Genomic DNA, 22,549 nt, shown 5'->3' on the forward strand with positions numbered 1-22,549 from the left:
TGTGCCACGGTTGCGCCCTCCCTGGTCCATGCGATTCGGATCCACGTCGGGTCACAACACTACGCGGGACCCCTGGTGGCCTGGGCCCACGCGGCGGCCAGGTCGCCGTAGGCCGCGATCCGGGCCGGGACGTCGGCAGGATCGATCTCCAACGGCATGCCCGCACTGGCGGCAGCTACCTCGTCGAGGGTGAGCGGCACCACCACGCCCAGATGCTCGTGGTCGAGGTGTCCGTCGTGCTCGGCGCGATCGGCGGTCAGGCAGCGATCCGCGGCAAGCGAATGATCCGCCACCAGTGAGTAGGGCGACGGGAGTCCTTCTCGATCCGGCGACAGGACCTCGATGAGCGCTCGTCCGTCGGAGTCGTCCCGCCGATCGGTGGCCAGTTCCGGCGCCGAGCGGGTCAGTGCCGCTGCGTAGCCGGCGGCGCCCGCACCGGCATTCATCCCTCCGACGGCCCAAGCGACGAGGTAGAGGCCGCCCGCGCCGTCGGTCATGGCCGTCGAGGCGAGCCCGTCATGCGCCATCGATGTTGCGATCGACAAGGTGGCGGTAGCGACCGTGTCGATTTCGCTGCCCTCACCGGGCCTGATCCGCAACAAGGCGAGGCCTGGCGCGTCGAGACCGGTCAGCCAGAAGCTGACGACACCACTGCGGACGGCCTCTTCGAGATCCTGGGTCTCGGTGATGTGCAGCACCACGCGATGACCGGCAGGTGACCGGCCGAATCCGGCCACCCCACGGCCGCTCAGCTGGACCAGTACGGTGTCCTGCACCTGCTGGTAGTAGGTCCAAGCCGTGCCTGGAGGGCGGGCCGCTGGGCGGGTCGTCACAGGAGCCATTGTGCTCTGCGGTCGCCACCTCATCGTCCCGGCTTGACCGGAACGTCGCGGCCACGCCCGACGACGATCGAGCCCTCCGCAGCCAGCGCCCGACCCTGCATGTAGTTCCGCATGCTGTGGTGACGGGGGTCCCCGCCGACTCTCAACAGCGATGCCACCAGGCCGGTGCCGGCAAGGGCTGCGACGTTGGTGGAGACGTCGATGTTGGTGCCGCCAAATGCTTTCGACGCAGGATCCGTGCCGTACGGCTCGGCAAGACCGGTCACCCGGGAGGCCAGGTTGTCGGTCACCGGGAGCGTGATCGGGTCCTGGTCGTAGCTCAGGATGTAGACCTGGGAAGCCGGCACGCTCGGGTATCCGGCCGCAGACCGCGTGTCCCAGCCGGCGCCCGGAGATCCCATCAACACGAGGGAGTCGACGGGCAGGTCGTACCGGGCGGCTTCGGACACGGTTGTCGATCCCATCGAGAAGCCGAGGACCGTCACCCTGGCCGAGCTCTGCGACATCGATCTGATCGTGCGCAGGTCGGCGGCGAGTACCGGTGCGGCAGCAGCAGCCGACTGGGCCGAGGCAGCGGCCACCGTGTCGCGGATGTCCGTCCCCAGGGAGCTGTCCGGGTCCTTGGGCCAGGAGAGCGGGATGTCGTAGCCGTACCAGACGACGACGGCCGTCTGCTCGCCTGGCGACTGGGTCATCGATTCGTCCCGGAGGTCGGCGGCCAGGTCGATGCCACCGGCCATCTGCGAGGGGGAGTTGGCGATACCCGGGACGACGACGGCCACGTTGGTGGCCGTCGTCAGGTCACCGACCGCCACAGCCGCCCGGCCCTGGCCGGCGTACGCGCCGGGGTCGTAGACGATCAAGGCGGCGGAACCGGAGCGGTCGGCCGCCTCGCGGAGGGAGTGCAGGATCGACATCGCGAACCTGATGCGCGTCGGGTCATCCGACCCGAGGTCGGCAGCCAGCGCCGCTCGGTTGCGCTGGTCCGTCCGGTAGGCGGGATTCATCACCGGGTCCGGGCGGAGCAGTGGATCCCGACCGCCGCGCAGGGCGTCCGGACCCGTGGTGGGATCGGCGGCCAGGCCCGATCTCAGCGAGTCGAGGGCCGCTTCCACGGAAGCGAGGCGGCCGCGCAGGGCCGCGTCGAGCTCCCGGGCGATCCCGTTGATCCGCAAGGCCTTTGCGGCCTGCGGCACGCCGAAGATGCCACCGACCTGATCCACCCAGGTGGCGTCCCGGAGATGTTTCAGCTCAGCCAACGCGAGGTGGACATCGATGCGGGCGTCGAAGACCGCCCGATCGATCACCACGCACACACCTTCGATGGCAGCGGCCTGCCGTAGCAGGAGGACCGCAGTCTCCTGCGCGGTGAGCAACAGCCGGCCGCTACCAATCCGGGGTGATGGAGCTGACCACCCCCTGCTGATCTCCCCGATGGCGGACTCACCGTCGGTGCGCCCGGCGGTCAGCGCGGACAGGACACCCGCCAGATGGGCCGCCGCGTCCCGGAGCTGGCCGGTGTGCAGCGAAGCGAGGCGTGCGGCCGGACTGCCTTGGCCCGGTGCATCCAGTTCCGGCATGTGCTGGGCGAGCATCGCGCTCCCGATCAGGCTGTCGCCGGTCACCGGGGTTCCGGTCTGATGGCCTGCTCGAAGCGGTCGAACTGTTCGGCGGAAACCCTGAGCCCACCAGCCAGCCCGGACGCGACTGCACCCAGTTGGGCCCCAGCTTCGTCGGCCTGGAGGGTGCGCAGGTTCACCAGAGCCGCGGCCTGCGATGCCACCGGGGAACCGCCCAGCCCGGCAGCGGAGACGGGGGCGCCGGTGGCGGCCGGTACCGCCCGGAACCGGGCGGCCACGCCCTCCAGAGTGCTGGCCGATCGGCGGATCCAGTCGGTGTCGACCTCGAGATCGAAGTTTCCTGGCACGGGTGTCCTTCCGGGACGCAGTGGCGGCTGGCCAATCAGATGGTTCCGCCACCGACGCCGACGGGTCCAGAGCCCGTCGCCGAATGTGGACAGCGGAGGGGTATGGGGACAACTGGCACCATCGAGGGGTGATCACCGCCCGCGACGACCTCGAGAGCTGGACGACCGCGGAGCTGGCCGAGGTAGGCGGAGAGACACCGGGCGTCGCTGACGATCCGCCGGCCGGCTGGACCGAGATGGTCGACGGCCGTGGGGTTTTCCTGCGACGTACGGACAAACCGATCGACGCGGGTCCGGACGGGCCCGACGTCTGGTTCGTGCACGGGCTGGCCGGTTCCTCGACCAACTGGGTGTCACTGGCCGGCGCACTGGCCGATCGGGCGGTCGGATATCTGGTCGATCTGCCCGGTCACGGTCGCTCCGACCCACCGCCCCGTGGGCGCTATTCGCTGGTGGACGACGCCTGGGTGGTGGCACAGCTGATCCGTCGGTATTCCAGCGGTCCGGTGCACCTCGTCGGCAATTCGATGGGTGGGATCGTCGTCACCGCGCTGGCCGCCCGGTTCCCGGAACTCGTCGCCACCCTCACCCTGATCTCACCCGCCGTGCCGGACCTGCGCCTGACCAAGGATCGGGGAGCAGATCGGATCCTCGGCCTGTTGTTGCTGCCGGGCACGGCGGGGGTCGCCGTGAGACAGCTGAGCGCCACCAGCCCGATGGCGCGCGCCCGCGGCATGGGCCGGCTCTGCTACGGCGATCCCAGCCGCCTCACCGACCACGACTTCGAGGTCGCGGCCGCGGATCTGGCCTGGCGCGGGCCGCTACCGTGGGTACACCTGGCCACCATCGGGACCCTGCGCGCGCTGATGCGCAGCTACCTCCGGCGTTCCGGGTCGTTCCAGGGCGACGCCGCCCGAATACGCGTACCGACACTGGTGATCTGGGGCACTCGGGACGCGCTGGTCGACGTGCGTCTGTCCCGCCGGACCGCGGAGGCCTTTCCCGACGCATCCTTGCTGGTCATCGCTGGTGCGGGGCACACGGCGCAGATGGAGGAGCCGCGGCTGACCGCGAGGGCGATCGCCCGACTCTGGGAGAAGCCGGGCGCGCCGCACCTTCCTCTCACAGGACCTGTGGCAACCTCGTCAGCGTGACGCGTCCCGGCAACGACACCCACCGAACCCGCAGTGGGCGGCCGTCGGGGCCCCGCCAGATGTACACACCGCCACCCGGCAGCTCCGGTCGCCGTCCGCCGCCTGTGGGGCGGTCCCCGCTGTGGGACGAGCAGGACACCCGGCAGAGTGGACCGCAGCCGCTCAAGGCCAGTTGGGATCCTGTCGAGCGGACGCCCCGTCCGCCGAACAAGCCCAGACCGACCAGGCAGGGACGGCGGCGCAGCGCGGTCGGCTGGTTCGTCCACCGCTACGGCTGGCGGGCCTACGCCATCCCGGTGCTGATCGCACTGACCGTCATCGTCATCGTGCAGGTGGGCAAGCCGCCGGTATCGACCGCGGCGGCGCCCTCCAGTGTCGCGCCGGCCGTCGTGACGGTGATCAGTGGCGTCACCGAGACCGTGACGATGGCGCCGCAGACCACCGCCTCCGCCCAGGCCGGCACCACGCCCAGGACGCCGAGCACCGGCAACGGGCTGCCCGCGACGGCGAACACAGCGAGGACCACCGCGCCGACCGGCTCGACCGGCCCGGTGCCGACCGGGACCTACCAGAACCTCACCTCGGCCGCCCTGCCACCAGGGGCGTCCTTCGTGGCCAAGGGCAAGGACACCTGGCACCTGGTCAAGGGCACCACCGCCCCGATGGGCAGCGGGCCGACCAAGTACACCTATGCGATCGCCGTGGAGGACGGGGTCGAGAACACCCAGGCCGACCAGGAGTTCGCCAGCCTCGTCGACAACACGCTGGCCGACCCTCGGTCCTGGATCGGTTCCGGCAGCTACACGCTCCAGCGGGTCGATTCCGGTACGCCGTCCTTCACGATCTCGCTGACCAGCCAGATGACGGTGCGCGAGAACGCGCTGTGCGGGTGGGAGATCCAGTTCGAGGCTTCCTGCTACGCGCGGAACGTCAAGCGGGTGGCGATCAATGACGCCAGATGGACTCGCGGGGCGGTGTCGTTCAACGGCGACCTCGGCTCCTACCGGGTGTACGCGATCAACCACGAGGTCGGGCACGCGCTGGGCTTCATGCACCAGCCCTGCGCGACCAATGGCGGGCTGGCTCCGGTGATGATGCAGCAGTCGTGGTCGACGGCGAACGACGATCTCTCGCTCTTGAATCCGCAGCTGATCCCGATGGACGGCAAGGTGTGCAAGTTCAACCCCTACCCATACCCCCTGGGATCGCCGTCCGGTGTGACCACGCCGGCCGCGCAGTCGACTGCGAGCAAGCCGAGCGGCTGATCCGTACGCCTTGTCCGGCGTCGGCCGGGAAGATTTCAGGCGGCAGGGCAGTTGGCCTTGAGTGACGGCGACACACATGTGTTGGAGTCGAACTGAGCCTGGAGTCGAACAGTGTCGAGGAGAGAATTGTGACGTCCCTACCCCCTCTGGTGGAGCCGGCGGAATCGCTGAGCAAGGCCGAGGTCGAGCGGTATTCCAGGCATCTGATCATTCCCGATGTCGGGATGATCGGGCAGAAACGGCTGAAGAACGCCAAGGTTCTCGTGGTCGGTGCCGGTGGACTCGGATCCCCGGCGCTGCTGTATCTGGCCGCGGCCGGGGTCGGCACGCTCGGCATCCTGGATTTCGACATCGTCGACGAGTCGAACCTGCAGCGCCAGGTGATCCACGGACAGTCCGACGTCGGCAAGTCCAAGGCTGTCTCGGCTGCGGAGTCGGTCGCCGAGATCAACCCGTTCGTCGAGGTCATCCTGCACACCGACCGTCTCGAGTCGGACAACGCGCTGGAGATCTTCGCCGGCTACGACCTGATCCTGGACGGGACCGACAACTTCGCCACCCGCTACCTGGTCAACGATGCCTGCGTGCTGCTGAACAAGCCCTACGTCTGGGGCTCCATCTTCCGTTTCGAGGGGCAGGTCAGTCTGTTCTGGGCCGAGTACGGCCCGCAGTACCGGGACCTCTACCCCGAGCCGCCGCCGCCCGGCATGGTGCCGTCGTGTGCGGAGGGTGGCGTGCTCGGCGTTCTCTGCGCCTCGATCGGCTCCATCATGGTGACCGAAGCGATCAAGTTGATCACCGGAATCGGCGAGACCTTGCTGGGCCGTCTGATGGTCTACGACGCGCTGGAGATGACGTACCGCACCGTGAAGGTGCGTCGTGACCCCAACGGCGAACCGATCACCGGCCTGATCGACTACGAGGTGTTCTGCGGGTCGGTGTCGACCGAGGCTGCCGAAGCTGCTGCCTCGCACACCATTTCGGCGAAGGAACTCAAGCGTCGGATCGATGCGCACGAGGATTTCGCCCTCATCGACGTGCGGGAGCAGAACGAGTTCGAGATCGTCTCCATCCCTGGTGCTGTGCTCATCCCCAAGGGCGACATCCTCTCCGGTGAAGCTCTCTCGCTGATCCCGCAGGACAAGCCCGTGATCCTGCACTGCAAGTCCGGGGCGCGTTCCGCGGAGGCGCTCGCCGTCCTCCACAAGGCGGGTTTCGCCGACGCCGTGCACGTCGGCGGTGGGGTGTTGGCCTGGATCAAGCAGGTCGACCCCAGTCTGCCCAGTTACTGATTTCGTCCCGTTCCCCGGTGGGGAGACGACGGGCAAGGCCCAAGGGCCTGTACCGTCACTCTTCGTGCCCACGTCGCCGCCCGCCCATGTGCTGGCGGCGTTCGGTGCCGGTTCGGTCGTGCCGGAGCAGCTCGCCGGTGGTCGAGGTCTGGCCTTCCGGTGTGCCGACATCGTCTTCAAGCCGGTGGACAACACGGCCGAGGCGTCCTGGATCGCTGCGACCTTCGAGCAATTGCGGATCTCGGGCATCCGGGTCGCCCGCCCCGTCAGATCGTCGGACGGTCGATGGGTGGTTGCGGGTTGGTCGGCCCAGCGTTTCGTGTCCGGGCGGACGGAACCCCGGTACAGCGAGATCATCCAGACTTCGCTGATCCTGCACGAGGCCCTGGCCGGCATTCCCCATCCCCGCTACCTCCGTGATCGTGACGATCTGTACAGCTGGGCCGACCGCCTGTCCTGGGGCGAGCGCGTGACCGATCGTTTCGACCTCGGCGATGGGCACGGCTCGCGACTGTTCGAGGATCTGGCGATCGGGCGCAAGCCGGTCGACGTGGCACCTCAACTGGTGCACGGGGACATGTTCGGCAACGTGCTGTTCGCCGGGACTGCCCCGCCCGCCGTCATCGACATGACGCCCTACTGGCGGCCCGCCTCCTGGTCGGCGGCCGTGATCGCAGTGGACGCGATCAGTTGGGGTGGTGCGCAGACCGACCTGTTGCAGGAGTGGGGTCATCTGCCCGAATGGCCACAGATGTTGTTGCGCGCGTTGATGTTCCGGCTAGCAGTGAGCCTTTCCCATCCGCGGAGCACCCCCTCGTCACTGGTCGAGATCGTTTCCGCCGCCGAGATCATCCGTCCTTTCCTGCCCTGACGCTCCTGTCCGTCCCGGCGTCGAGTCCGGCCATGGCAGCCCGCCTTCTTGTGCGGACAACACGTCCTGTACCGATGGCGGGTCCTGTCCAAGACCGCGCAGATTGCTCGGCGGCAGCCCGGCGGCCATCACGCCCAGCATGAGGTGGGCGAGCCGGTAGTCGGGTTCGGCCTTCAGCACGCGGTCGAGAGCCACCTGGGCCAGCGCGCCGTCGCCGCGGCGATAGGCCGCGACCGACAGCACCGCGCAGATCGGTGCAGCATCCACGTCCGGGGTGGCCCTGGCGACCGCGATCAACATCGGCAGCCAGGGCGGCTCCATCTCCTCGACGGCCCGCGCGATGACGTGATCGCGGATCTGGACGTCGGACAGCAGCAGAGCGATCAGGGCGCAGCGCGACGCCGGCAGCCCGCTGCTTCCTGCTGCCTCGGCCAACGCCCGGTCGATGTTGACCCTGGTCATCTCCTCGAGGGCCGCGCTGTCCACCGGTCCCTCGGTGCCGACCGGCCCCACCAGGGCATCCGCAGCGAGGTGCAGCGCTCGCGACGCCTGGGTCGCGGCGCGGCCGACCGGCCCGGCGATCGAGTCGCGCAGCGCCTGTCGGTCGACCAGGATGCTGCGTCCGCTCAGGGCCGACGCGGCGTTCATCGCCAGCACCTGCGGGTCCCGCGCGCCAGGGAGCCGGCCGGAGTTGTCGCCGCGTCCTGGCCAGCTCGAACAGACCCGGTCCCCGCGGACGAACACCTGGTCCAGGATGGTGGTACCGCCGGCTTCCAAGGACTCAACCACCTTGTCGTACAGCCCCGGACGGCGCTTGGCACGTGAGTAGCAGACCAGGGCCACCTCGTCGCTGTACCGCCCGGCGTAGAGGCGAAGCTGCTCGCCCGGCGGTGAGGGCGGTCCGCCCTGGCCCCGGGGCTCCTCGAGATCCATCCTGATCACCGGCCCCAGCCGTCTTCGCGGCCCGGACATGCAGACCATCACCAGGCTCTCCTGCGGGTGGAAGCCGAGCATGGCGGGAATCGCCGCGAGCAGGCCGCTGCGGCCGCTGAGTCGAACGGTGGTGGTGGTGCCGTCGGTGGTTGTCATGTGGCAGACCATCGGCCGCCGGTGCCATGCCCGTCCACGGGCAGATTGCCGTTGTGGACAGTCGACGGGTAGGTGGATGGATCAGACGCTCTGTCCACAATCGTCGGGCGCTCGAGTGGGTTGCCAGCGGTAGCGGCGCAGATCCACCCGACCGTCCGTCACGGTGACACCCTCGGCGCGGAGCAGCGCGGTCTGCTCGTCCCGCAGGTGGGCCGCGGGAGTGCCGTCGGCTCGCAGGATCCGGTGCCAGTGCGTCGACTCGTCGGACATCTCCGACAACACCCGGCCGGCCAGGCGGGGCGACCGCGAACCTGCCCGCGCCGCGATGTCGCCGTAGGTGGCGACATATCCGGCGGGGACGTCCGCGACCTCGGCGAGCATCCGCTCCGCCAGTTCCATGTCCATCCGCCCCATCCTGCCAACAACGGGACCCGCCTGACAGCTCGGGCGTGCCTGACTGTCGGGGGTCCGTGATGGGATCAGTGCATGAACTCCCCCTCGTCCGTCAGCTACCGGTTCGGACCGGTCCCGCCGGCCTCGGCGCCGGTATCACTGACGGCCGAACAGTTGCAGGTCACCGTGAACACCGCCCCGCGGCTCCGGGTGCTGGCCGGGCCCGGAACGGGGAAGACGACCACTTTGGTCGAGGCGGTGGCCCACAGGGTCGAGGTGGGTGGGGTGTCTCCGGAGGAGATCCTGGTCCTGACCTTCTCCAGGCGGGCCGCGGCCGAGCTGTCCGGGCGGATCAGCCGGCGGTTGCGGCTGACCACCAGGGAGACGATGGTCCGGACGCTGCACTCCTACGCCTATTCGGTCCTGCGCACGCAGGCGGCCGAGGCGGGCGAGCCGTCTCCGCGACTGCTGGCCGCAGGAGAGTCCGATCAGATGGTTCGCGATCTTCTCGGCGGGCACGTGGCGGATGGAGGTGGGCAGTGGCCGGACTACCTCGCTGGTGCGCTGTCCTCGCAGACGTTCGCCGGTGAGTTGCGAGAGATCCTCCTTCGAGCCGCCGGTCAGGGCGTCCCACCAGCCCGGATGGTGGAGCTCGGACGTCGGCACAAGCGGCAGGAGTGGATCGCGGCCGGGCAGTTCGCACGCGAGTACCAGCAGGTGAGCGATCTTCGGCAGGGCATCAGCGGCTTCGGGGTCGCTCTCGACCAGGCCGAGCTGACGGCGGCTGCGCTGGGTGCGTTGCACCGGGACGAAGTGCTCGCCGCCGAGCAGAGACGGATCCGGCGGATCTTCGTCGACGAGTACCAGGATGTGGATCCAGCACAGGCCAGGCTGATCTCGGTGCTGTCGGCGGGCGCGGACGAGCTGATCGTCTTCGGCGACCCCGACCAATCGATCTATGCTTTCCGCGGTGCAGAGCCGACGGCGATGCGTGACATCGAGGTCGATGTGACCGCGGTGCTGACCTTGTCGCGGAGATCGTCACCGGTGCTGACGGCGGCGACCCGCCGGGTGGCCGCGCTGCTTCCAGGCACCGCGACCCATCGCGAGCTGCGGACGCCAGACACCGACCCGGACACGCAGGCATCGGCACTGGTCGAGGTCAAGGTGTTCGCCACCGCGGCCCGTGAGGCGTCCTACATCGCGGACACCCTCCGCCGCGCTCATCTGCTGCACGGCGTGCCGTGGGGAGCCATGGCCATCCTGCTTCGGGCGCCCTCGGTGGGGCTGGCCGCGATCACGCGGGCGTGCGTGGTGGCCGGCGTCCCGGTCGTCCTCGGCGGTACCGATGAGGTGTTGTCCGCGGAGCCTGTGGTGTCGGCACTCCTCACGACGCTGGACTGCGGGATCCGGCCCGCTGCACTGACCGGTGAGCGAGCGACAGAACTGCTCTCGTCGCCACTCGGCGGCGTGGATGCGCTCGGCCTCCGGCGCCTGCGACGCGCGGTGCGGGCGGCCAACCCGGGTGGTGGTTCGAGTGCCGATCTTCTCGCCGCGGTCCTGGCCGGTGCACCCCTCCCTGTTTCGGTTCCGACTGATCTTCGTCCCGCCCTCCAACGGGTGCGGGCCTTGCTGACCATTGCCCTGGAGGGTGCGTCGAGCCCCAGCGCCGAGACGGTTCTGTGGCAGCTCTGGCAGGCGACAGGACTGCAGGAGAGCCTCGTCGCCGCAGTCGAAAGGGGTGGGAGCGGGGGGCAACGTGCCGATCGGGCGCTGGACGCGGTGCTCGGCCTGTTCGCGATGGCCAACGATCTCACCCAGCGACTGCCGCTGGCCGGTGTCGATGCCTTCATCACCCAGGTACGCGGCCGTCAGCTGCCCGGCGAGCAGGAGACCGAACGAGCGGGCGACGCGGTGGCGCTGCTGTCCGCGCACGCAGCCAAGGGTCTGGAGTGGGAGGTCGTCGCCGTCGCGGGCGTCCAAGAGGGGACCTGGCCCGATCTACGGCCGCGGGGGAGCCTTCTGGGCGGTCGGGAACTGCTCGATCTCGCGGCGGGCCTGCCGGTCGGCGTCCCCTCCTCCGGGCTGCTGGCCGAGGAGCGGAGGTTGTTCTACGTCGCCGCGACACGGGCACGCCGCCAACTAATCTGCACCGGGGTCCTGAACCAGGACATCGTGCCGTCGCGGTTCCTCCAGGAACTGCTCGGCACCCAGGACGACCTCGCGGTCGAGCAGGACGCAGCGACGCCCTTCGTGCGAAACGAGCGCCGCGGTCTGCATCTCACCGACCTGCTGGCCGATCTGCGGCGGGCGGTGACCGATCCGTCGCTGCCGTCGCCGGACCGGGAGGCCGCCGCCCGACACCTGGCGGAACTGGCCACCGCCGGCGTCCCCGGTGCACGTCCGGACGACTGGTACGGTCTGGCGCCGCGCTCGACGGACCGCTCGCCGATCCCACCCGGCGAGCGGATCCGGGTATCGCCCTCACTGATCGAGTCGTTGGAGAACTGTGCCTTGCGGGCGGTGCTCGAACGACGAGGTGGTCGGACCGAGCCCGGCCAGGCGCAGATCGAGGGCATCGTGGTGCACGCAATGGCCCATGGGCTGGCCCTCGGGGTCGGTGAGGTCGAACTCCGAGCAGAGATCGACACGTTCCTGGAGGGCCAGGAACGCCTGCCGCCCTGGCAGCTGGACCGTACCCGACGCGGACTGCTTGCCATGCTGGAGGCGGCTTGCTCCTGGGTCCGGGACAACCATCCGCCGCGGACCCTCGTCGGATCCGAACTCGACATGGACATCATCATCCCGCCCGAGGGTCACGAGACCCCGGACCACGCCGTGCATCTGGTCGGTCGTGTCGACTGGCTCTCACGGAAGGCCGACGGCGGCGTGGTGGTGACCGACTTCAAGACCGGGGCCACCCCGCCGACCAAGGCCGAGGCCCAGGCGAACGCGCAGCTGGCGGCCTATCAGGCCGCCATCACCCTCGGCGCGTTCAGCAACTCGGTCACAGGGGTCGATGCCGGGGAAGAGGACAGTGCCGAGAGCCAGGACAGTGCCGGCCAGCAGGGCGCCGAACCGATGCGACCGGGCGGGGCCGAGCTGGTCTTCCTGCGTTCCGGCCGACCCAAGGTCCTGGTGCAGGACGAGCCGACGGCTGCCTCGACCACCCGCTGGCTGGGGACGATTCGTTCCGCAGCAGCACATCTCGCCTTCTCGACCGCCCGTGCCCAGGAGAATGCCCGGTGCGAGCGCTGTCCGGTGCGGACGAGCTGTCCGCTGCAGAACGAGGGGCGTCAGGTGATCGGATGATCGGGGCCGCAGAACTCTCGCAGATCCTCCAACTGCCGACGCCCACGACCGAGCAGGCGGCGGTGATCGAGGCGCCCCTCGGACCGGCGCTGGTCGTCGCCGGGGCCGGTTCGGGCAAGACGGAGACCATGGCGGCCCGGGTGCTGTATCTGGTAGCCAACCGGATGGTCGCGCCTGACCAGGTGCTGGGTCTGACGTTCACCCGCAAGGCGGCTTCCGGTCTCGGTGCTCGGATCCGGCGACGGCTGCGCACCCTGGCGACGGTCGGCGCGCTACCAGGTCGTCCGGTAGACCTCGGGTCGGAGGGCGGGGGAGAGACCCAGGTCTCGACCTACCACTCCTTCGGTGGTCGCCTGATCTCCGAGTTCGGCCCGCTGGCCGGCATCGAACCGACGTCGAAAGTATTGAGCGCCACCGGATCGTGGCAGCTGGCACGGAGGGTCGTCGGACGATGGGACGGTGACCTGGAGACCGATCTCGGGCCCGACCAGGTCACCGAGCGGCTGCTGGCGATGGCCGGTAGCCTCGCCGATCACCTGATCGGCACGCAGGCCCTCTCCGACGAGATCGAGTCCGTCCTGGCCCGCCTGCGGGCGGCGCCGCCGTCACCGGCCCAGAAGGGGTCCGTGCACAGCGGGCTCCTCGGCCCGATCAAACGGCTGCAGGACCGGGCCTGGATCCTGCCGTTGGTCGACGCCTTCACCCGCGCCAAGCGTGAGGCCGGGGTTGTCGACTTCGCCGATCAGATGCAGGTCGCGGCCGCGCTCGTCTCCACCCACCCGCGGATCGGGCTGACCCTGCGTGAACGCCACCGGGTGGTCCTGCTCGACGAGTACCAGGACACCGGTCATGCCCAACGGGTCATCCTGCGGGCCGTCTTCTCCGAGACCGGTGTCGCAGGGCGACCGTCCGGTCATCCGGTCACCGCCGTCGGCGACCCGGTGCAATCCATCTACTCGTGGCGGGGGGCGTCTGCGTCCAACCTGCCGCGTTTCCCGGCGGACTTCCCGACGTCGGACGGCTCGCCCGCCGCGACCCTGACCCTGTCGACCAGCTTCCGGAACGCCGGCTCGATCCTCGGGGTGGCGAACGAGATCTCGGAGATCGTCCGCAGCAGCCCGGTCCAGGTGCAGGAACTACGTCCGCGACCCGGCGCACCGGCTGGCGAGGTCCGCTACGGCCTGTTCGACACGGCGATCACGGAGGACAAGTGGGTCGCCGACCAGATCCGGCAGCGATGGTCGGAATCGGGCTCGGAATCGGGCTCGGAATCGGGCTCGGGCGTGGGGTCAGGACCGCCGTCCACCGCAGTGCTGCTCCGGCGGCGCCGCGACATGGAGCCGATGGCGATGGCGTTGCGCGCGGTGGGCCTCCCGGTCGAGGTCGTCGGCCTGGGTGGCCTGCTGAGCGAACCGGAGATCGCGGACCTGCTGGCGGTACTGCGGGTGCTGGTCGACCCGACGGCCGGGTCGGCGGCACTGCGCCTGTTGACCGGTGCGAGGTGGCAGCTGGGCATGGCCGACCTCGAGGCGCTCTCGCGCCGGGCCGCCGCTCTGACCCCGCGCCGGGTCCGTGGCGGTGCAGACACCGAAGGCGCCGGTCCGGGTCGTGCGGCCGTCCGTGCGGCCTTGGACGGAGCCGGATCCGGTGAGGACATCGACTCGGCCTCGCTGGTCGATGCCATCTCCGACCCCGGGTCCCCGTCGGACTTCTCGGCCGACGGCTTCCATCGCCTCGAACGGCTATCCGCGGAATTGAACCGTCTTCGCCGACGACTGAACCACCCGTTGTCGGATCTGGTCGCCGAGATCGAGCGGGCTACCGGACTCGATGTCGAGGTGGGGATCTCCTCAGCTGCAGGGCGCGCCCACCTGGATGCCTTCGCGGACGTCGTCGCGGAGTTCGCCGCGAGTGGGGGTGGCCCCCTCGAACTCGTCGAGTACCTGCTGACCGCCGCTGAACGGGAGGACGGACTGTCACCAGGCGAAGTGGTCTCGGCGCCGGGCCGGGTGCAGATCCTGACGGTGCACGCCGCCAAGGGTCTGGAGTGGGAGATCGTTGCGGTGCCACATCTCTCGGACACCGTCTTCCCCGGATCCCGCGGCAGCACCTGGCTGGGCGATGCCTCGCAACTGCCACCGGCTGTCCGCGGCGACCGAGCGGACCTCCCGCAGCTCCACCTACCGCCGGGCGGCGACCAGAAGGACATGGTCGCCGCGTTGGCCGCGCACACCGCCGATCTGAAGGCGGCGCAGGCCGTGGAGGAACGGAGACTGTTGTACGTGGCCGTCACGAGGGCGGAGCGGACAGTCCTGCTCTCGGGTCATCACTGGGGGCGTACCGGCAGCAAGCCGCACGGCCCGAGCGAGTTCCTGCTCGAGATCCAGCAGGCAGCCGCGCCGTTCGGGCCGTCGGACCGGCCGGCGCCGGCGCCGGCCGAAGGCCAGAGCAACCCGTTGACGGCGGAGCCCCGGACCGCCCAGTGGCCGCTGGATCCGCTCGGGCGCCGTCGCGTCGACGTCGAGAGAGGCGCAGCAATGGTCGAGGCGGCGATGGACGGGCGCGACGCCTCCGCGGCGTCTGGTGAGGCCGACGACCCTTACGACTGGGGCCGGGACGTCGCCGCCCTGCTCGCGGAGCGCGCGGCCGCGCGGGCCCGTTTCATCGAAGTGCCGCTGCCGCAGACCATGTCGGCGACATCCTTGATCGAGTTGGCCGAGGATCCGGCCGGTCTCGCCCGCCGGATCCGGCGCCCGGTGCCCCATGCACCGACGTCGCGGGCACAGCAGGGGATCGCGTTCCACGCCTGGCTCGAGCGGTTCTTCCGTGCCTCCGCGCTACTGGAGATCGCCGATCTGCCCGGCGCTCATGATGCCTCGCTCCAGCCTGACCTCGAGGTCGAGTCGCTCAAGACGAAGTTTCAACTGTCCGCCTGGGCCCGCCGGGTGCCGTTCGAGGTGGAACTGCCGTTCTCGATGACCATCGGCGGGCAGCCGGTTCGCGGCCGGGTCGACGCGGTCTTCCGAGACGACGACGGCGGTTGCACGGTGGTCGATTGGAAGACCGGACGACCACCCCAAGGTTCGCGTCGATCGTCGGCCACGGTGCAGTTGGCCGTCTACCGTCTCGCGGTCGCGGAGATGCTGTCCCTGCCGCTGGACCGGGTGCGGGCCGCCTTCGTCTACGTCGATGCCGAGCACACGTACGCCCCCGCTGATCTGCTGGATGCTGACGGACTTGCCGAACTGGTGCGTTCCGCCACCCGGGGGGACGCACACGTAGGCTGATCCGGTGGATCCAGTGGTGTTCCGAGGACGCCCGCTCCGCACCGATCGGGCCGCGGTGATGGCGATCGTCAACCGCACACCGGATTCCTTCTTCGACGGTGGCGCGACTTTCGACGACGGGCCCGCGATGGCGGCCGTCGACCAGGCTGTCGCCGACGGAACCGATCTGGTCGACATCGGCGGGGTGAAGGCCGGAGTCGGGGCCACCGTCGACATCGCCGAGGAAATCGCCAGGGTGGTGCCGTTCGTGGCCAAGGTGCGAGGTGCCCATCCGCAGCTGATCATCAGCGTCGACACGTGGCGGAGCGAGGTCGCCGCCGCAGCCTGCGAAGAGGGCGCAGACCTGATCAACGACACCTGGGCCGGGGCCGACCCCGGACTGGTCGCGGTTGCGGCCCGCTACGGCGCCGGCATCGTCTGCTCGCACACCGGCGGAGCAGCGCCCCGCACCAACCCACACCGGGTCGCCTACGACGACGTGGTGGTTTCGGTCATCCAGGAAACGACTGCCGCCGCCAGGGGCATGGTCGCGGCCGGTGTGCCGAGGGAAGGCATCCTGATCGACCCGACGCATGACTTCGGGAAGAACACCTGGCACGGGCTGGAACTGATCCGCCGCACCGACGAACTGGTCGATACCGGTTGGCCGGTCCTGATGGCGCTGTCCAACAAGGACTTCGTCGGCGAGACCCTCGGGGTGACGTTGCACGAGCGACTCGAGGGGACGCTGGCCGCGACGGCCGTGGCCGCGCTGGGCGGCGCGGCCGTCTTCCGCGCCCATCAGGTGGTCCCGACCCGCCGCGTCCTGGAGATGGTCGCCTCGATCAGGGGCATCCGACCTCCGATGGCTCCGCGCCGCGGCATGGTCTGATCACTGACCGGCCCGGGCGCATGGCACCATCGACGGTGTGACCACTGTGCTCTTCTACCTCGTCATCGCCGCCGTCATCGGCCTGGTGATCTTCTTCCTCGCTGTTTTCGTCTTCGGGCGGGGCGAGCAGATGGCGCCACTGGATCCGAGGACGTCACCGGCCGAGCTGCCCGAGCATGACGTGACCTCGGAAGACGTGCGAAACATCCGGTTCGCACTTGCGCTGCGCGGCTACCGGATGAGCGACGTCGACTGGACCCTGGAACGCCTGGGCGACCAGCTGGACGAGCTACGTCGGGAGAACACGGAGTTGCGCGGTCTCGCCGGTCCGGGGGAGCAGCCGGGGACCGCCGAAGGGTCGGCCGACGACATGGTGGCGGCCGGACAGGTCGTCAGCGGCCAGGTCACTTCCGGCCCTGCGCAGGAGTCCCGATGACGGGCCACCGGGGCAAGGTGCACGCGACGCTGGACGTGAAGGCGTCGGTCGAGCAGGTTTTCGCCGCCATGGTCGACCTGCCGTCGCAGGACAGGTGGATGCTGGGCACCAGGTTGTTCGCTCTCGAAGGCGAGGTGGACGTCCCGGAGGTCGGCTCCCGGATCGCTGCGCTGACCGGCATCGCCGGCATCGGGGTGCTGGACACCATGACGGTGACCGTGTTCGACCCGCCGCACCGCTGGGAGACCGTCCACACCGGCAACGCCTTCAAAGGCATCGGCATCTTCAGCGTCGAACCCGGTCCGCTCGGCGCCCGGGTGACGTGGGCCGAGGAAGTCGACCTACCCCTCGGCGCCCTTGGTCGTTTCGGCTGGAACTTCGCCAAACCCCTGGTCCGGTGGGGACTCTCGGAGTCGCTCAGGAGACTGGCCAGGGGAGTCGTCGAGGGTAGCCTTCCGGTGACCGTCGCACGATGACCGGTCGGCCGTGACCACCCCGGCTCGCGATGGCAAGGTCCGGTGCGGGTGGGCCACCTCGGCGCCGGAGTACATCCGCTACCACGATGAAGAGTGGGGCGTGGTCCTGCGCGGTGACGATGCGCTCTTCGAGCGGCTGTGCCTCGAGGCTTTCCAATCGGGCCTGAGCTGGATCACGATCCTCCGGAAGAGACCCGCCTTCCGCACGGCCTTCGCGGGCTTCCGGATCGCTGCAGTGGCCGACTTCGACGAACACGATGCTCTTCGCTTGATGGCCGACCCCGGGATCGTGCGGAACCGGCAGAAGATCGACGCGGCGCTGTCGAACGCGCGGATCTCCCTTGAACTCGACGGCGGACTCGATGCCCTGCTGTGGTCCTTCGCGCCCGTCCACACCACCCGGCCGCACTCGCCGGCCGAGGTACCGGCCATCACGGCCGAATCGACTGCGCTGGCGAAGGACCTCAAGGGACGGGGATTTCGTTTCGTGGGGCCGACGACTGCCTACGCCCTGATGCAGGCGACCGGCATGGTCGACGACCACGTGTCGGGCTGTTGGCGGGCCGGGCAGTCAGCGCGCGGCGCGTGACGCCTTGGACGACGGTACCTGGGCCGTCCGGGGCTGCTCGGTGTCGCCGGCGTTGGTCCTGGAGCTCCCGGAGTCCTGCGCCGAGTGCTTCCGCTGGGTCCGCGACGCCGCTCGGCGCTGTGCTGCCGCATTCCGCGAGGCCGTCCTGGCATCGGCGGCCGACTCGGTGGGAGACTGCCGAGCCGGCCCGGCCGGTTCGGGATCGTCAGTCTTCGCGCCGGTCCCCGACTTGCCGGGCACGTTGATGACGGCAACCCCCGAGGCGAGATCGATTCGCAGATCGCCGTCCCTGGCATTGCCCTCTTCCTCGCGTCGGTTCGCCTTCGACTGGCGTTCCTCGATCTCGTGACGCATGCCGGGATTGAACAGCGCGCCTAGTTCTCCGAGTGGTCCCACGTCGTTCAGCGTACGTCCTGGAGCGGCGTCAGGTCAGTTGCCGACGAACCTGGGGCGGCGCTTGTCGACGAAGGCAGCGATCGCCTCGAGGTGGTCGGCACCGGCGAAGAGTTCGGCCTGCGCCCGGCCCTCGAATTCCAGGGCTGATCCGAGATCCGCCGTGGCAGCGTGGTGCAGCGACGCCTTGATCCAGCCGTAGGCGCTGGTGGGGCCGTCGGCAAGGGCGGCGGCAAGCGTTGCCACCCTGATCATCAACCCGTCGTCGGGGAGCACCTCGTCGACCAAGCCGATCCGCAGTGCCTCGGCAGCGTCCACCCGCTCGCCGAGCAACATCATCCGCGACGCCCGGCCGGCGCCGACCAGGCGGGGGAGCGTGAAGCTGGCGCCGGAGTCCGCTGACAGACCCACGCCCGCGAAGGCCGCCGAGAACGAGGCCGACGCGGCGGCCACCCGGAGGTCGCAGGCGTAGGCGAAGGCGGCTCCGGCGCCGGCCGCGGCTCCGTTGACAGCCGCGATCACCGGCTTCCGCATGGTCGTGATGGTGCTGATCGCGACGTTGTAGAACTCGCCGACCGTGGTGGCGATCCGCGGATCCCTGGCTTTCACGAGCCGTTGGTGTTCCTTCAGGTCCTGTCCGGCGCAGAACGCCCGACCGGCTCCGGTGAGCACCAGAGCGCGGACCGAAGAGGAGGCGGCCGCCGCGGACAGGGCCGTCAGCAGTGCGTCCTTGAGAGCGAGGTCGAACGAGTTGAAGGCGCCCGGACGATTCAGCGTGAGGGTCCGGACACCGCCCGCGTCGCTGATCAGCAGGGGCTCGGTCCCGGCCGGAACGGGGGCAGAGCCGGGTGCTGGGCTGGAACTGAGGGTCATCGTCGACTCCTGGGTCGAATCATCGCGGAAAGACGGTCCGTCACGGTCGGTGGTCGGCATTTGAGCACCTGCGGTCGGCACTGCCCCTGACATGGGGGAGAATAGGACAGCCACTCCGGTGAACGAAGCTGCGGTGGGTCGATCGCCGGACGGGAACCACCGTCCGGTCCGGATGAGTTGCACACGGGATGCGAGCAGGCATCCTGATCGAGTGTGGAGGGAGTCGTACATGGCGGCCATGAAGCCCCGCACCGGGGATGGTCCCCTCGAAGTGACCAAGGAGGGCCGCGGCATCGTGATGCGGGTACCCCTGGAAGGCGGTGGCCGGCTCGTCGTGGAGATCTCCGCGGACGAGGCGTCAGCGCTCGGAGATGCCCTGAAGGCTGTCGTCAGCTAGATCCCACCGCGCACCCCCCCGCCCGGGTCCGTTGCACCGATGCTCTCGGCGCAGACGACCCGGGCGGCCTTTTTTGCCCCGGTGCCTCGGGCTCGACGGTCAGAGCAATGATCGGTAGAGATCCACCGTCTGCTCGGCGACCGCGGTCCACGAGAACTGCGAGTCCGCCCGCACCCGTCCGGCTTCGCCCTGCGCGGCGGCGCGATCTCGACCGGCGACCGTCGCATTCACCGCCGCGGCGAACGCGGCCTCGAACCCCGTCCCGTCCTGCGCGTCGTAGTGGACCAGCGTGCCGGTGACACCGTCCTGCACCACCTCGGGAATCCCACCGACGTCGCTCGCCACCACAGGGGCGCCGCAGGCCATCGCCTCGAGGTTGACGATCCCCAGGGGCTCGTACACCGAGGGGCAGCAGAACACCGTCGAAGCCGTCAGCACCTGACGGACCTCGTCGAGGGTCAGCATGCCGTCGAACCAGAAGACACCCGGCCGGACGGCCTGCAGCGCGCGGATGGCGTCCGCCGTCTCGGCCGCGATCTCGGGCGTGTCCGGTGCCCCCGCGCACAGCACGAGTTGGATTTCCGGGTCGAATCGATGGGCGGCCGCGATCAGATGTCCGACGCCCTTCTGCCGCGTGATGCGGCCGACGAACGAGGCGATCGGCGCAGCGAGGTCGACCCCTTTTGCGGTCAGTGCGGTCCGGTCGTCGGTGGCACGGTAGATCGACGTATCGATCCCGTTCCGGATCACGTGGACCCGCGCCGGGTCGAGATCCGGATAGCAGTCGAGGATGTCGGTGCGCATCCCATCGGAGACGGCTACGACGGCGTCGGCGGCCTCGTACGCCGTCTTCTCCGCCCAGCTGGAGAGCCGGTAACCCCCGCCGAGCTGTTCGGCCTTCCAGGGCCGACGTGGCTCGAGGGAGTGGGCGGTGACGACGTGTGGGACGCCATACAGCAGTTTCGACACGTGGCCGGCCATGTTGGCGTACCAGGTGTGCGAATGCACCAGGTCGGCGCTGCCACAGGCGGCGGCCATGGAGAGATCGACCGACAGCGTGGACAGGGCAGCGTTGGACCCCTCCAGATCGGGTGCGGGGCGGTGCCCCGAGGCGCCGGGACGGTCGGCGCCGAACGCGTGCACGTCGATGTCGATCAGCTTGCGCAACTCGCGCACCAGGTAGTCGACGTGGACACCCGCACCGCCGTAGACATCAGGCGGGAACTCGCGAGTGAGGATTGCGGTCTTCAGGGTGCTCGATGTCGGGGCCACCGGGTCAATCTAGCGGCCATGCCCGGGTCAATCCAGCGGCCAGGCTCGGGTCAATCCAGCGGTCGCACGGGGCATCCCGCCGAGCGAGTGGAATTGCGGACCGATAGGGTTCGTCCATGGTCCTCAAGCCCAGAGTTCTCGGCATCGTTCTCGCTGGTGGTGAGGGAAAGCGGCTCTGGCCGTTGACCGCTGACCGCGCCAAGCCGGCCGTGCCCTTCGGCGGAAACTTCCGCCTGATCGATTTCGTCCTCTCCAATCTCGTCAATGCGGGGTACCTACGGATCTGCGTACTGACGCAGTACAAGTCGCATTCCCTCGATCGGCACATCACCACCACGTGGCGGATGAGCCAGATGCTCGGCAACTACGTGACACCGGTGCCGGCACAGCAACGGCTGGGGCCACGCTGGTACACCGGCAGCGCGGACGCCATTCTGCAGTCGCTGAACCTGGTCTACGACGACGATCCCGAATACCTGGTCGTTTTCGGAGCCGATCACGTCTACCGAATGGACCCGTCCCAAATGGTCGCGGACCACATCGAGTCGGGCGCCGAGGCGACCGTGGCGGCCATTCGCGTGCCGCGACACGAGGCCACTGCATTCGGCGTCATCGACACCGACGACACCGGCCACCGAATCACCCGATTCCTGGAGAAGCCAGCGGATCCCCCTGCCGTGCAAGACGATCCGGACGTCGCCTACGCGTCCATGGGCAATTATGTCTTCACCACGAAGTCCCTGATCGAGGCGCTCAAGGCCGACGCCGGCGACGAGAACTCGATTCACGACATGGGCGCCAACATCATTCCTATGTTCGTCGATCGCGGTACCGCGAACGTCTACGATTTCGATCGCAACCAGGTCCCGGGTTCCGAGGAACGCGACAAGGGATATTGGCGTGACGTCGGTACTCTCGACGCATATCACGACGCCCACATGGACCTGGTTTCGGTCCACCCCATCTTCAACCTCTACAACCAGAAGTGGCCCATTCTTTCGGTTCCGCCGACGCTGCCGCCGGCGAAATTCGTCGAGAACGGCATGGCTCTGGATTCGATGGTCGGTCCCGGGACGATCATCTCCGGCGCCACCGTGCGCCGCTCGGTCGTCTCGGAGAACGTCCGAGTCGCGGTGGGCGCAAGCGTCGAGGGCTCGGTGATCATGCCCGGTGTGCGGATCGGGCGAAATGCCGTGGTGCGCAACGCAATCCTGGACAAGAACGTCATCGTCCCCGATGGCGCCACGGTAGGCATCAATCTGGAGGCCGACCGGGCTGCCTACACCGTCACCGCCTCGGGAATCACCGTGGTCGGCAAGGGCATCACCATTCAGCGGTAGGTCAGCCGATCGGTTTGGGCAACCGGGCCGGGCAACCGGCCTTCTGATAGCTCGTCGAGTACTCGAAGTGCCATGGTTCGTTGTCGTACATCCGGCACCAGCCCTGCCGACCCTTGGTCGCCTGCAGCCACTGATAGGCCGTCGCGGGTTGAACGTCGACGGCATATCCCTTGACGTGCGCGGACTTTGCGGGCGGCAGGACGTAGAAGCGCGCGTTGGCCTCGCCATAGTCCTTTACGTACTCGTCGAACAGGGCAATCTGCTGCGCGGCACTGCGTTTGCCGTCATTGAGGCACAGCGTGACCTTCTTGGAGGCGGCTAATTTCTTGATCGCCACCCAGCCGGCGCGGACGTCGGCCCGCAGTCCGGTCGGGGCCTCGTCGGAATACTGGGGATCGACCGAACAGGCCGGGCCGTCGCCCGGTCCGGCGACGTTCGGATCCGCGGACACCTGCGAAACGCCGGCCGAG

Annotated in this window: 21 protein-coding genes; 12 read left to right on the forward strand and 9 right to left on the reverse strand. The window is 69.1% G+C overall.

Annotated elements, in window-relative coordinates; translation table 11 throughout:
• Positions 1 to 59: 59 nt before the first annotated feature.
• Genes ABIB25_RS02105 through ABIB25_RS02115 form a run of 3 tightly spaced genes read right to left on the reverse strand, consistent with a single transcriptional unit; the run spans position 60 to position 2,769 of the window.
• Positions 60 to 833 (reverse strand): hypothetical protein, encoded by a 774-nt coding sequence (locus ABIB25_RS02105; RefSeq protein WP_354526736.1) that lies wholly within the window; start codon positions 831 to 833, stop codon positions 60 to 62.
• 29 nt (positions 834 to 862) lie between these two features.
• Entirely contained in the window at positions 863 to 2,467 is a 1,605-nt protein-coding gene (locus ABIB25_RS02110; RefSeq protein ID WP_354526737.1) for an alpha/beta hydrolase, read from the reverse strand.
• Positions 2,464 to 2,769 carry a type VII secretion target gene (locus ABIB25_RS02115; protein ID WP_354526738.1) on the reverse strand — a complete coding sequence of 102 codons (306 nt, stop codon included), beginning with the start codon at positions 2,767 to 2,769 and terminating at the stop codon, positions 2,464 to 2,466. The genes ABIB25_RS02110 and ABIB25_RS02115 overlap by 4 nt, the downstream gene beginning before the upstream one ends.
• A gap of 128 nt (positions 2,770 to 2,897) precedes the next feature.
• Between ABIB25_RS02115 and ABIB25_RS02120 the strand changes: the two genes are divergently transcribed.
• From ABIB25_RS02120 to ABIB25_RS02135, 4 genes are all read left to right on the forward strand, one after another.
• Positions 2,898 to 3,923 (forward strand): alpha/beta fold hydrolase, encoded by a 1,026-nt coding sequence (locus ABIB25_RS02120; protein ID WP_354526739.1) that lies wholly within the window; start codon positions 2,898 to 2,900, stop codon positions 3,921 to 3,923.
• Positions 3,920 to 5,188, forward strand: coding sequence for a DUF3152 domain-containing protein (locus ABIB25_RS02125; protein WP_354526740.1), 1,269 nt, complete (start codon positions 3,920 to 3,922; stop codon positions 5,186 to 5,188). The genes ABIB25_RS02120 and ABIB25_RS02125 overlap by 4 nt, the downstream gene beginning before the upstream one ends.
• Before the next feature lie 128 nt (positions 5,189 to 5,316).
• A complete protein-coding gene (gene moeZ, locus ABIB25_RS02130; RefSeq protein WP_354526741.1) occupies positions 5,317 to 6,480 on the forward strand; it encodes an adenylyltransferase/sulfurtransferase MoeZ in 1,164 nt (387 codons plus the stop codon).
• Between the two features lie 64 nt (positions 6,481 to 6,544).
• On the forward strand, positions 6,545 to 7,351 hold the full coding sequence (locus ABIB25_RS02135; RefSeq protein ID WP_354526742.1) for a TIGR02569 family protein: 807 nt from the start codon (positions 6,545 to 6,547) through the stop codon (positions 7,349 to 7,351).
• On the opposite strand, the gene ABIB25_RS02140 is transcribed toward ABIB25_RS02135, so the two are convergent.
• On the reverse strand, positions 7,298 to 8,440 hold the full coding sequence (locus ABIB25_RS02140) for a DUF4192 domain-containing protein (RefSeq protein WP_354526743.1): 1,143 nt from the start codon (positions 8,438 to 8,440) through the stop codon (positions 7,298 to 7,300). The genes ABIB25_RS02135 and ABIB25_RS02140 overlap by 54 nt on opposite strands.
• Before the next feature lie 81 nt (positions 8,441 to 8,521).
• A complete protein-coding gene (locus tag ABIB25_RS02145) occupies positions 8,522 to 8,845 on the reverse strand; it encodes an MGMT family protein (protein ID WP_354526744.1) in 324 nt (107 codons plus the stop codon).
• A gap of 81 nt (positions 8,846 to 8,926) precedes the next feature.
• On the opposite strand from ABIB25_RS02145, the gene ABIB25_RS02150 reads away from it, so the two are divergent.
• Genes ABIB25_RS02150 through ABIB25_RS02175 form a run of 6 tightly spaced genes read left to right on the forward strand, consistent with a single transcriptional unit; the run spans position 8,927 to position 17,804 of the window.
• Positions 8,927 to 12,145, forward strand: a complete 3,219-nt coding sequence (locus ABIB25_RS02150) for an ATP-dependent helicase (protein ID WP_354526745.1) — start codon at positions 8,927 to 8,929, stop codon at positions 12,143 to 12,145.
• Positions 12,142 to 15,432, forward strand: coding sequence for an ATP-dependent helicase (locus ABIB25_RS02155; protein WP_354526746.1), 3,291 nt, complete (start codon positions 12,142 to 12,144; stop codon positions 15,430 to 15,432). The genes ABIB25_RS02150 and ABIB25_RS02155 overlap by 4 nt, the downstream gene beginning before the upstream one ends.
• Positions 15,433 to 15,490: 58 nt before the next feature.
• Positions 15,491 to 16,303: a dihydropteroate synthase gene (gene folP, locus ABIB25_RS02160; protein WP_354526980.1), complete on the forward strand. Its 813-nt coding sequence runs from the start codon at positions 15,491 to 15,493 to the stop codon at positions 16,301 to 16,303.
• Between the two features lie 37 nt (positions 16,304 to 16,340).
• Positions 16,341 to 16,739 carry a DivIVA domain-containing protein gene (locus tag ABIB25_RS02165; RefSeq protein WP_354526747.1) on the forward strand — a complete coding sequence of 133 codons (399 nt, stop codon included), beginning with the start codon at positions 16,341 to 16,343 and terminating at the stop codon, positions 16,737 to 16,739.
• The gene (locus tag ABIB25_RS02170; protein ID WP_354526748.1) at positions 16,736 to 17,215 is read left to right on the forward strand and encodes an SRPBCC family protein; all 480 of its coding nucleotides are present in this window, start codon (positions 16,736 to 16,738) and stop codon (positions 17,213 to 17,215) included. The genes ABIB25_RS02165 and ABIB25_RS02170 overlap by 4 nt, the downstream gene beginning before the upstream one ends.
• A gap of 10 nt (positions 17,216 to 17,225) precedes the next feature.
• Entirely contained in the window at positions 17,226 to 17,804 is a 579-nt protein-coding gene (locus ABIB25_RS02175; protein WP_354526749.1) for a DNA-3-methyladenine glycosylase I, read from the forward strand.
• Here the strand turns inward: ABIB25_RS02175 and ABIB25_RS02180 are convergent.
• Together ABIB25_RS02180 and ABIB25_RS02185 are read right to left on the reverse strand one after the other, a co-directional pair.
• Entirely contained in the window at positions 17,787 to 18,200 is a 414-nt protein-coding gene (locus ABIB25_RS02180; RefSeq protein WP_354526750.1) for a DUF6191 domain-containing protein, read from the reverse strand. The genes ABIB25_RS02175 and ABIB25_RS02180 overlap by 18 nt on opposite strands.
• Positions 18,201 to 18,233: 33 nt before the next feature.
• Entirely contained in the window at positions 18,234 to 19,070 is an 837-nt protein-coding gene (locus ABIB25_RS02185; RefSeq protein WP_354526751.1) for an enoyl-CoA hydratase/isomerase family protein, read from the reverse strand.
• A 229-nt stretch (positions 19,071 to 19,299) separates the two neighbouring features.
• Between ABIB25_RS02185 and ABIB25_RS02190 the strand changes: the two genes are divergently transcribed.
• Positions 19,300 to 19,467 (forward strand): DUF3117 domain-containing protein, encoded by a 168-nt coding sequence (locus ABIB25_RS02190; protein WP_090479970.1) that lies wholly within the window; start codon positions 19,300 to 19,302, stop codon positions 19,465 to 19,467.
• Between the two features lie 99 nt (positions 19,468 to 19,566).
• Here ABIB25_RS02190 and glgA read toward each other — a convergent pair whose 3' ends face one another.
• The gene (gene glgA, locus ABIB25_RS02195) at positions 19,567 to 20,718 is read right to left on the reverse strand and encodes a glycogen synthase (protein WP_354526981.1); all 1,152 of its coding nucleotides are present in this window, start codon (positions 20,716 to 20,718) and stop codon (positions 19,567 to 19,569) included.
• Between the two features lie 137 nt (positions 20,719 to 20,855).
• Here glgA and glgC point away from each other — a divergent pair, with 137 nt between their 5' ends.
• Positions 20,856 to 22,079: a glucose-1-phosphate adenylyltransferase gene (gene glgC / locus ABIB25_RS02200; protein ID WP_354526752.1), complete on the forward strand. Its 1,224-nt coding sequence runs from the start codon at positions 20,856 to 20,858 to the stop codon at positions 22,077 to 22,079.
• A 1-nt stretch (position 22,080) separates the two neighbouring features.
• Here the strand turns inward: glgC and ABIB25_RS02205 are convergent, their stop codons facing one another.
• Complete coding sequence (locus ABIB25_RS02205; protein WP_354526753.1) at positions 22,081 to 22,530, reverse strand: D-alanyl-D-alanine carboxypeptidase family protein; 450 nt, start codon at positions 22,528 to 22,530, stop codon at positions 22,081 to 22,083.
• Positions 22,531 to 22,549: the final 19 nt, after the last annotated feature.

Origin of the sequence: Nakamurella sp. UYEF19 (assembly GCF_040546275.1) — a bacterium.
Taxonomy (GTDB): domain Bacteria; phylum Actinomycetota; class Actinomycetes; order Mycobacteriales; family Nakamurellaceae; genus Nakamurella.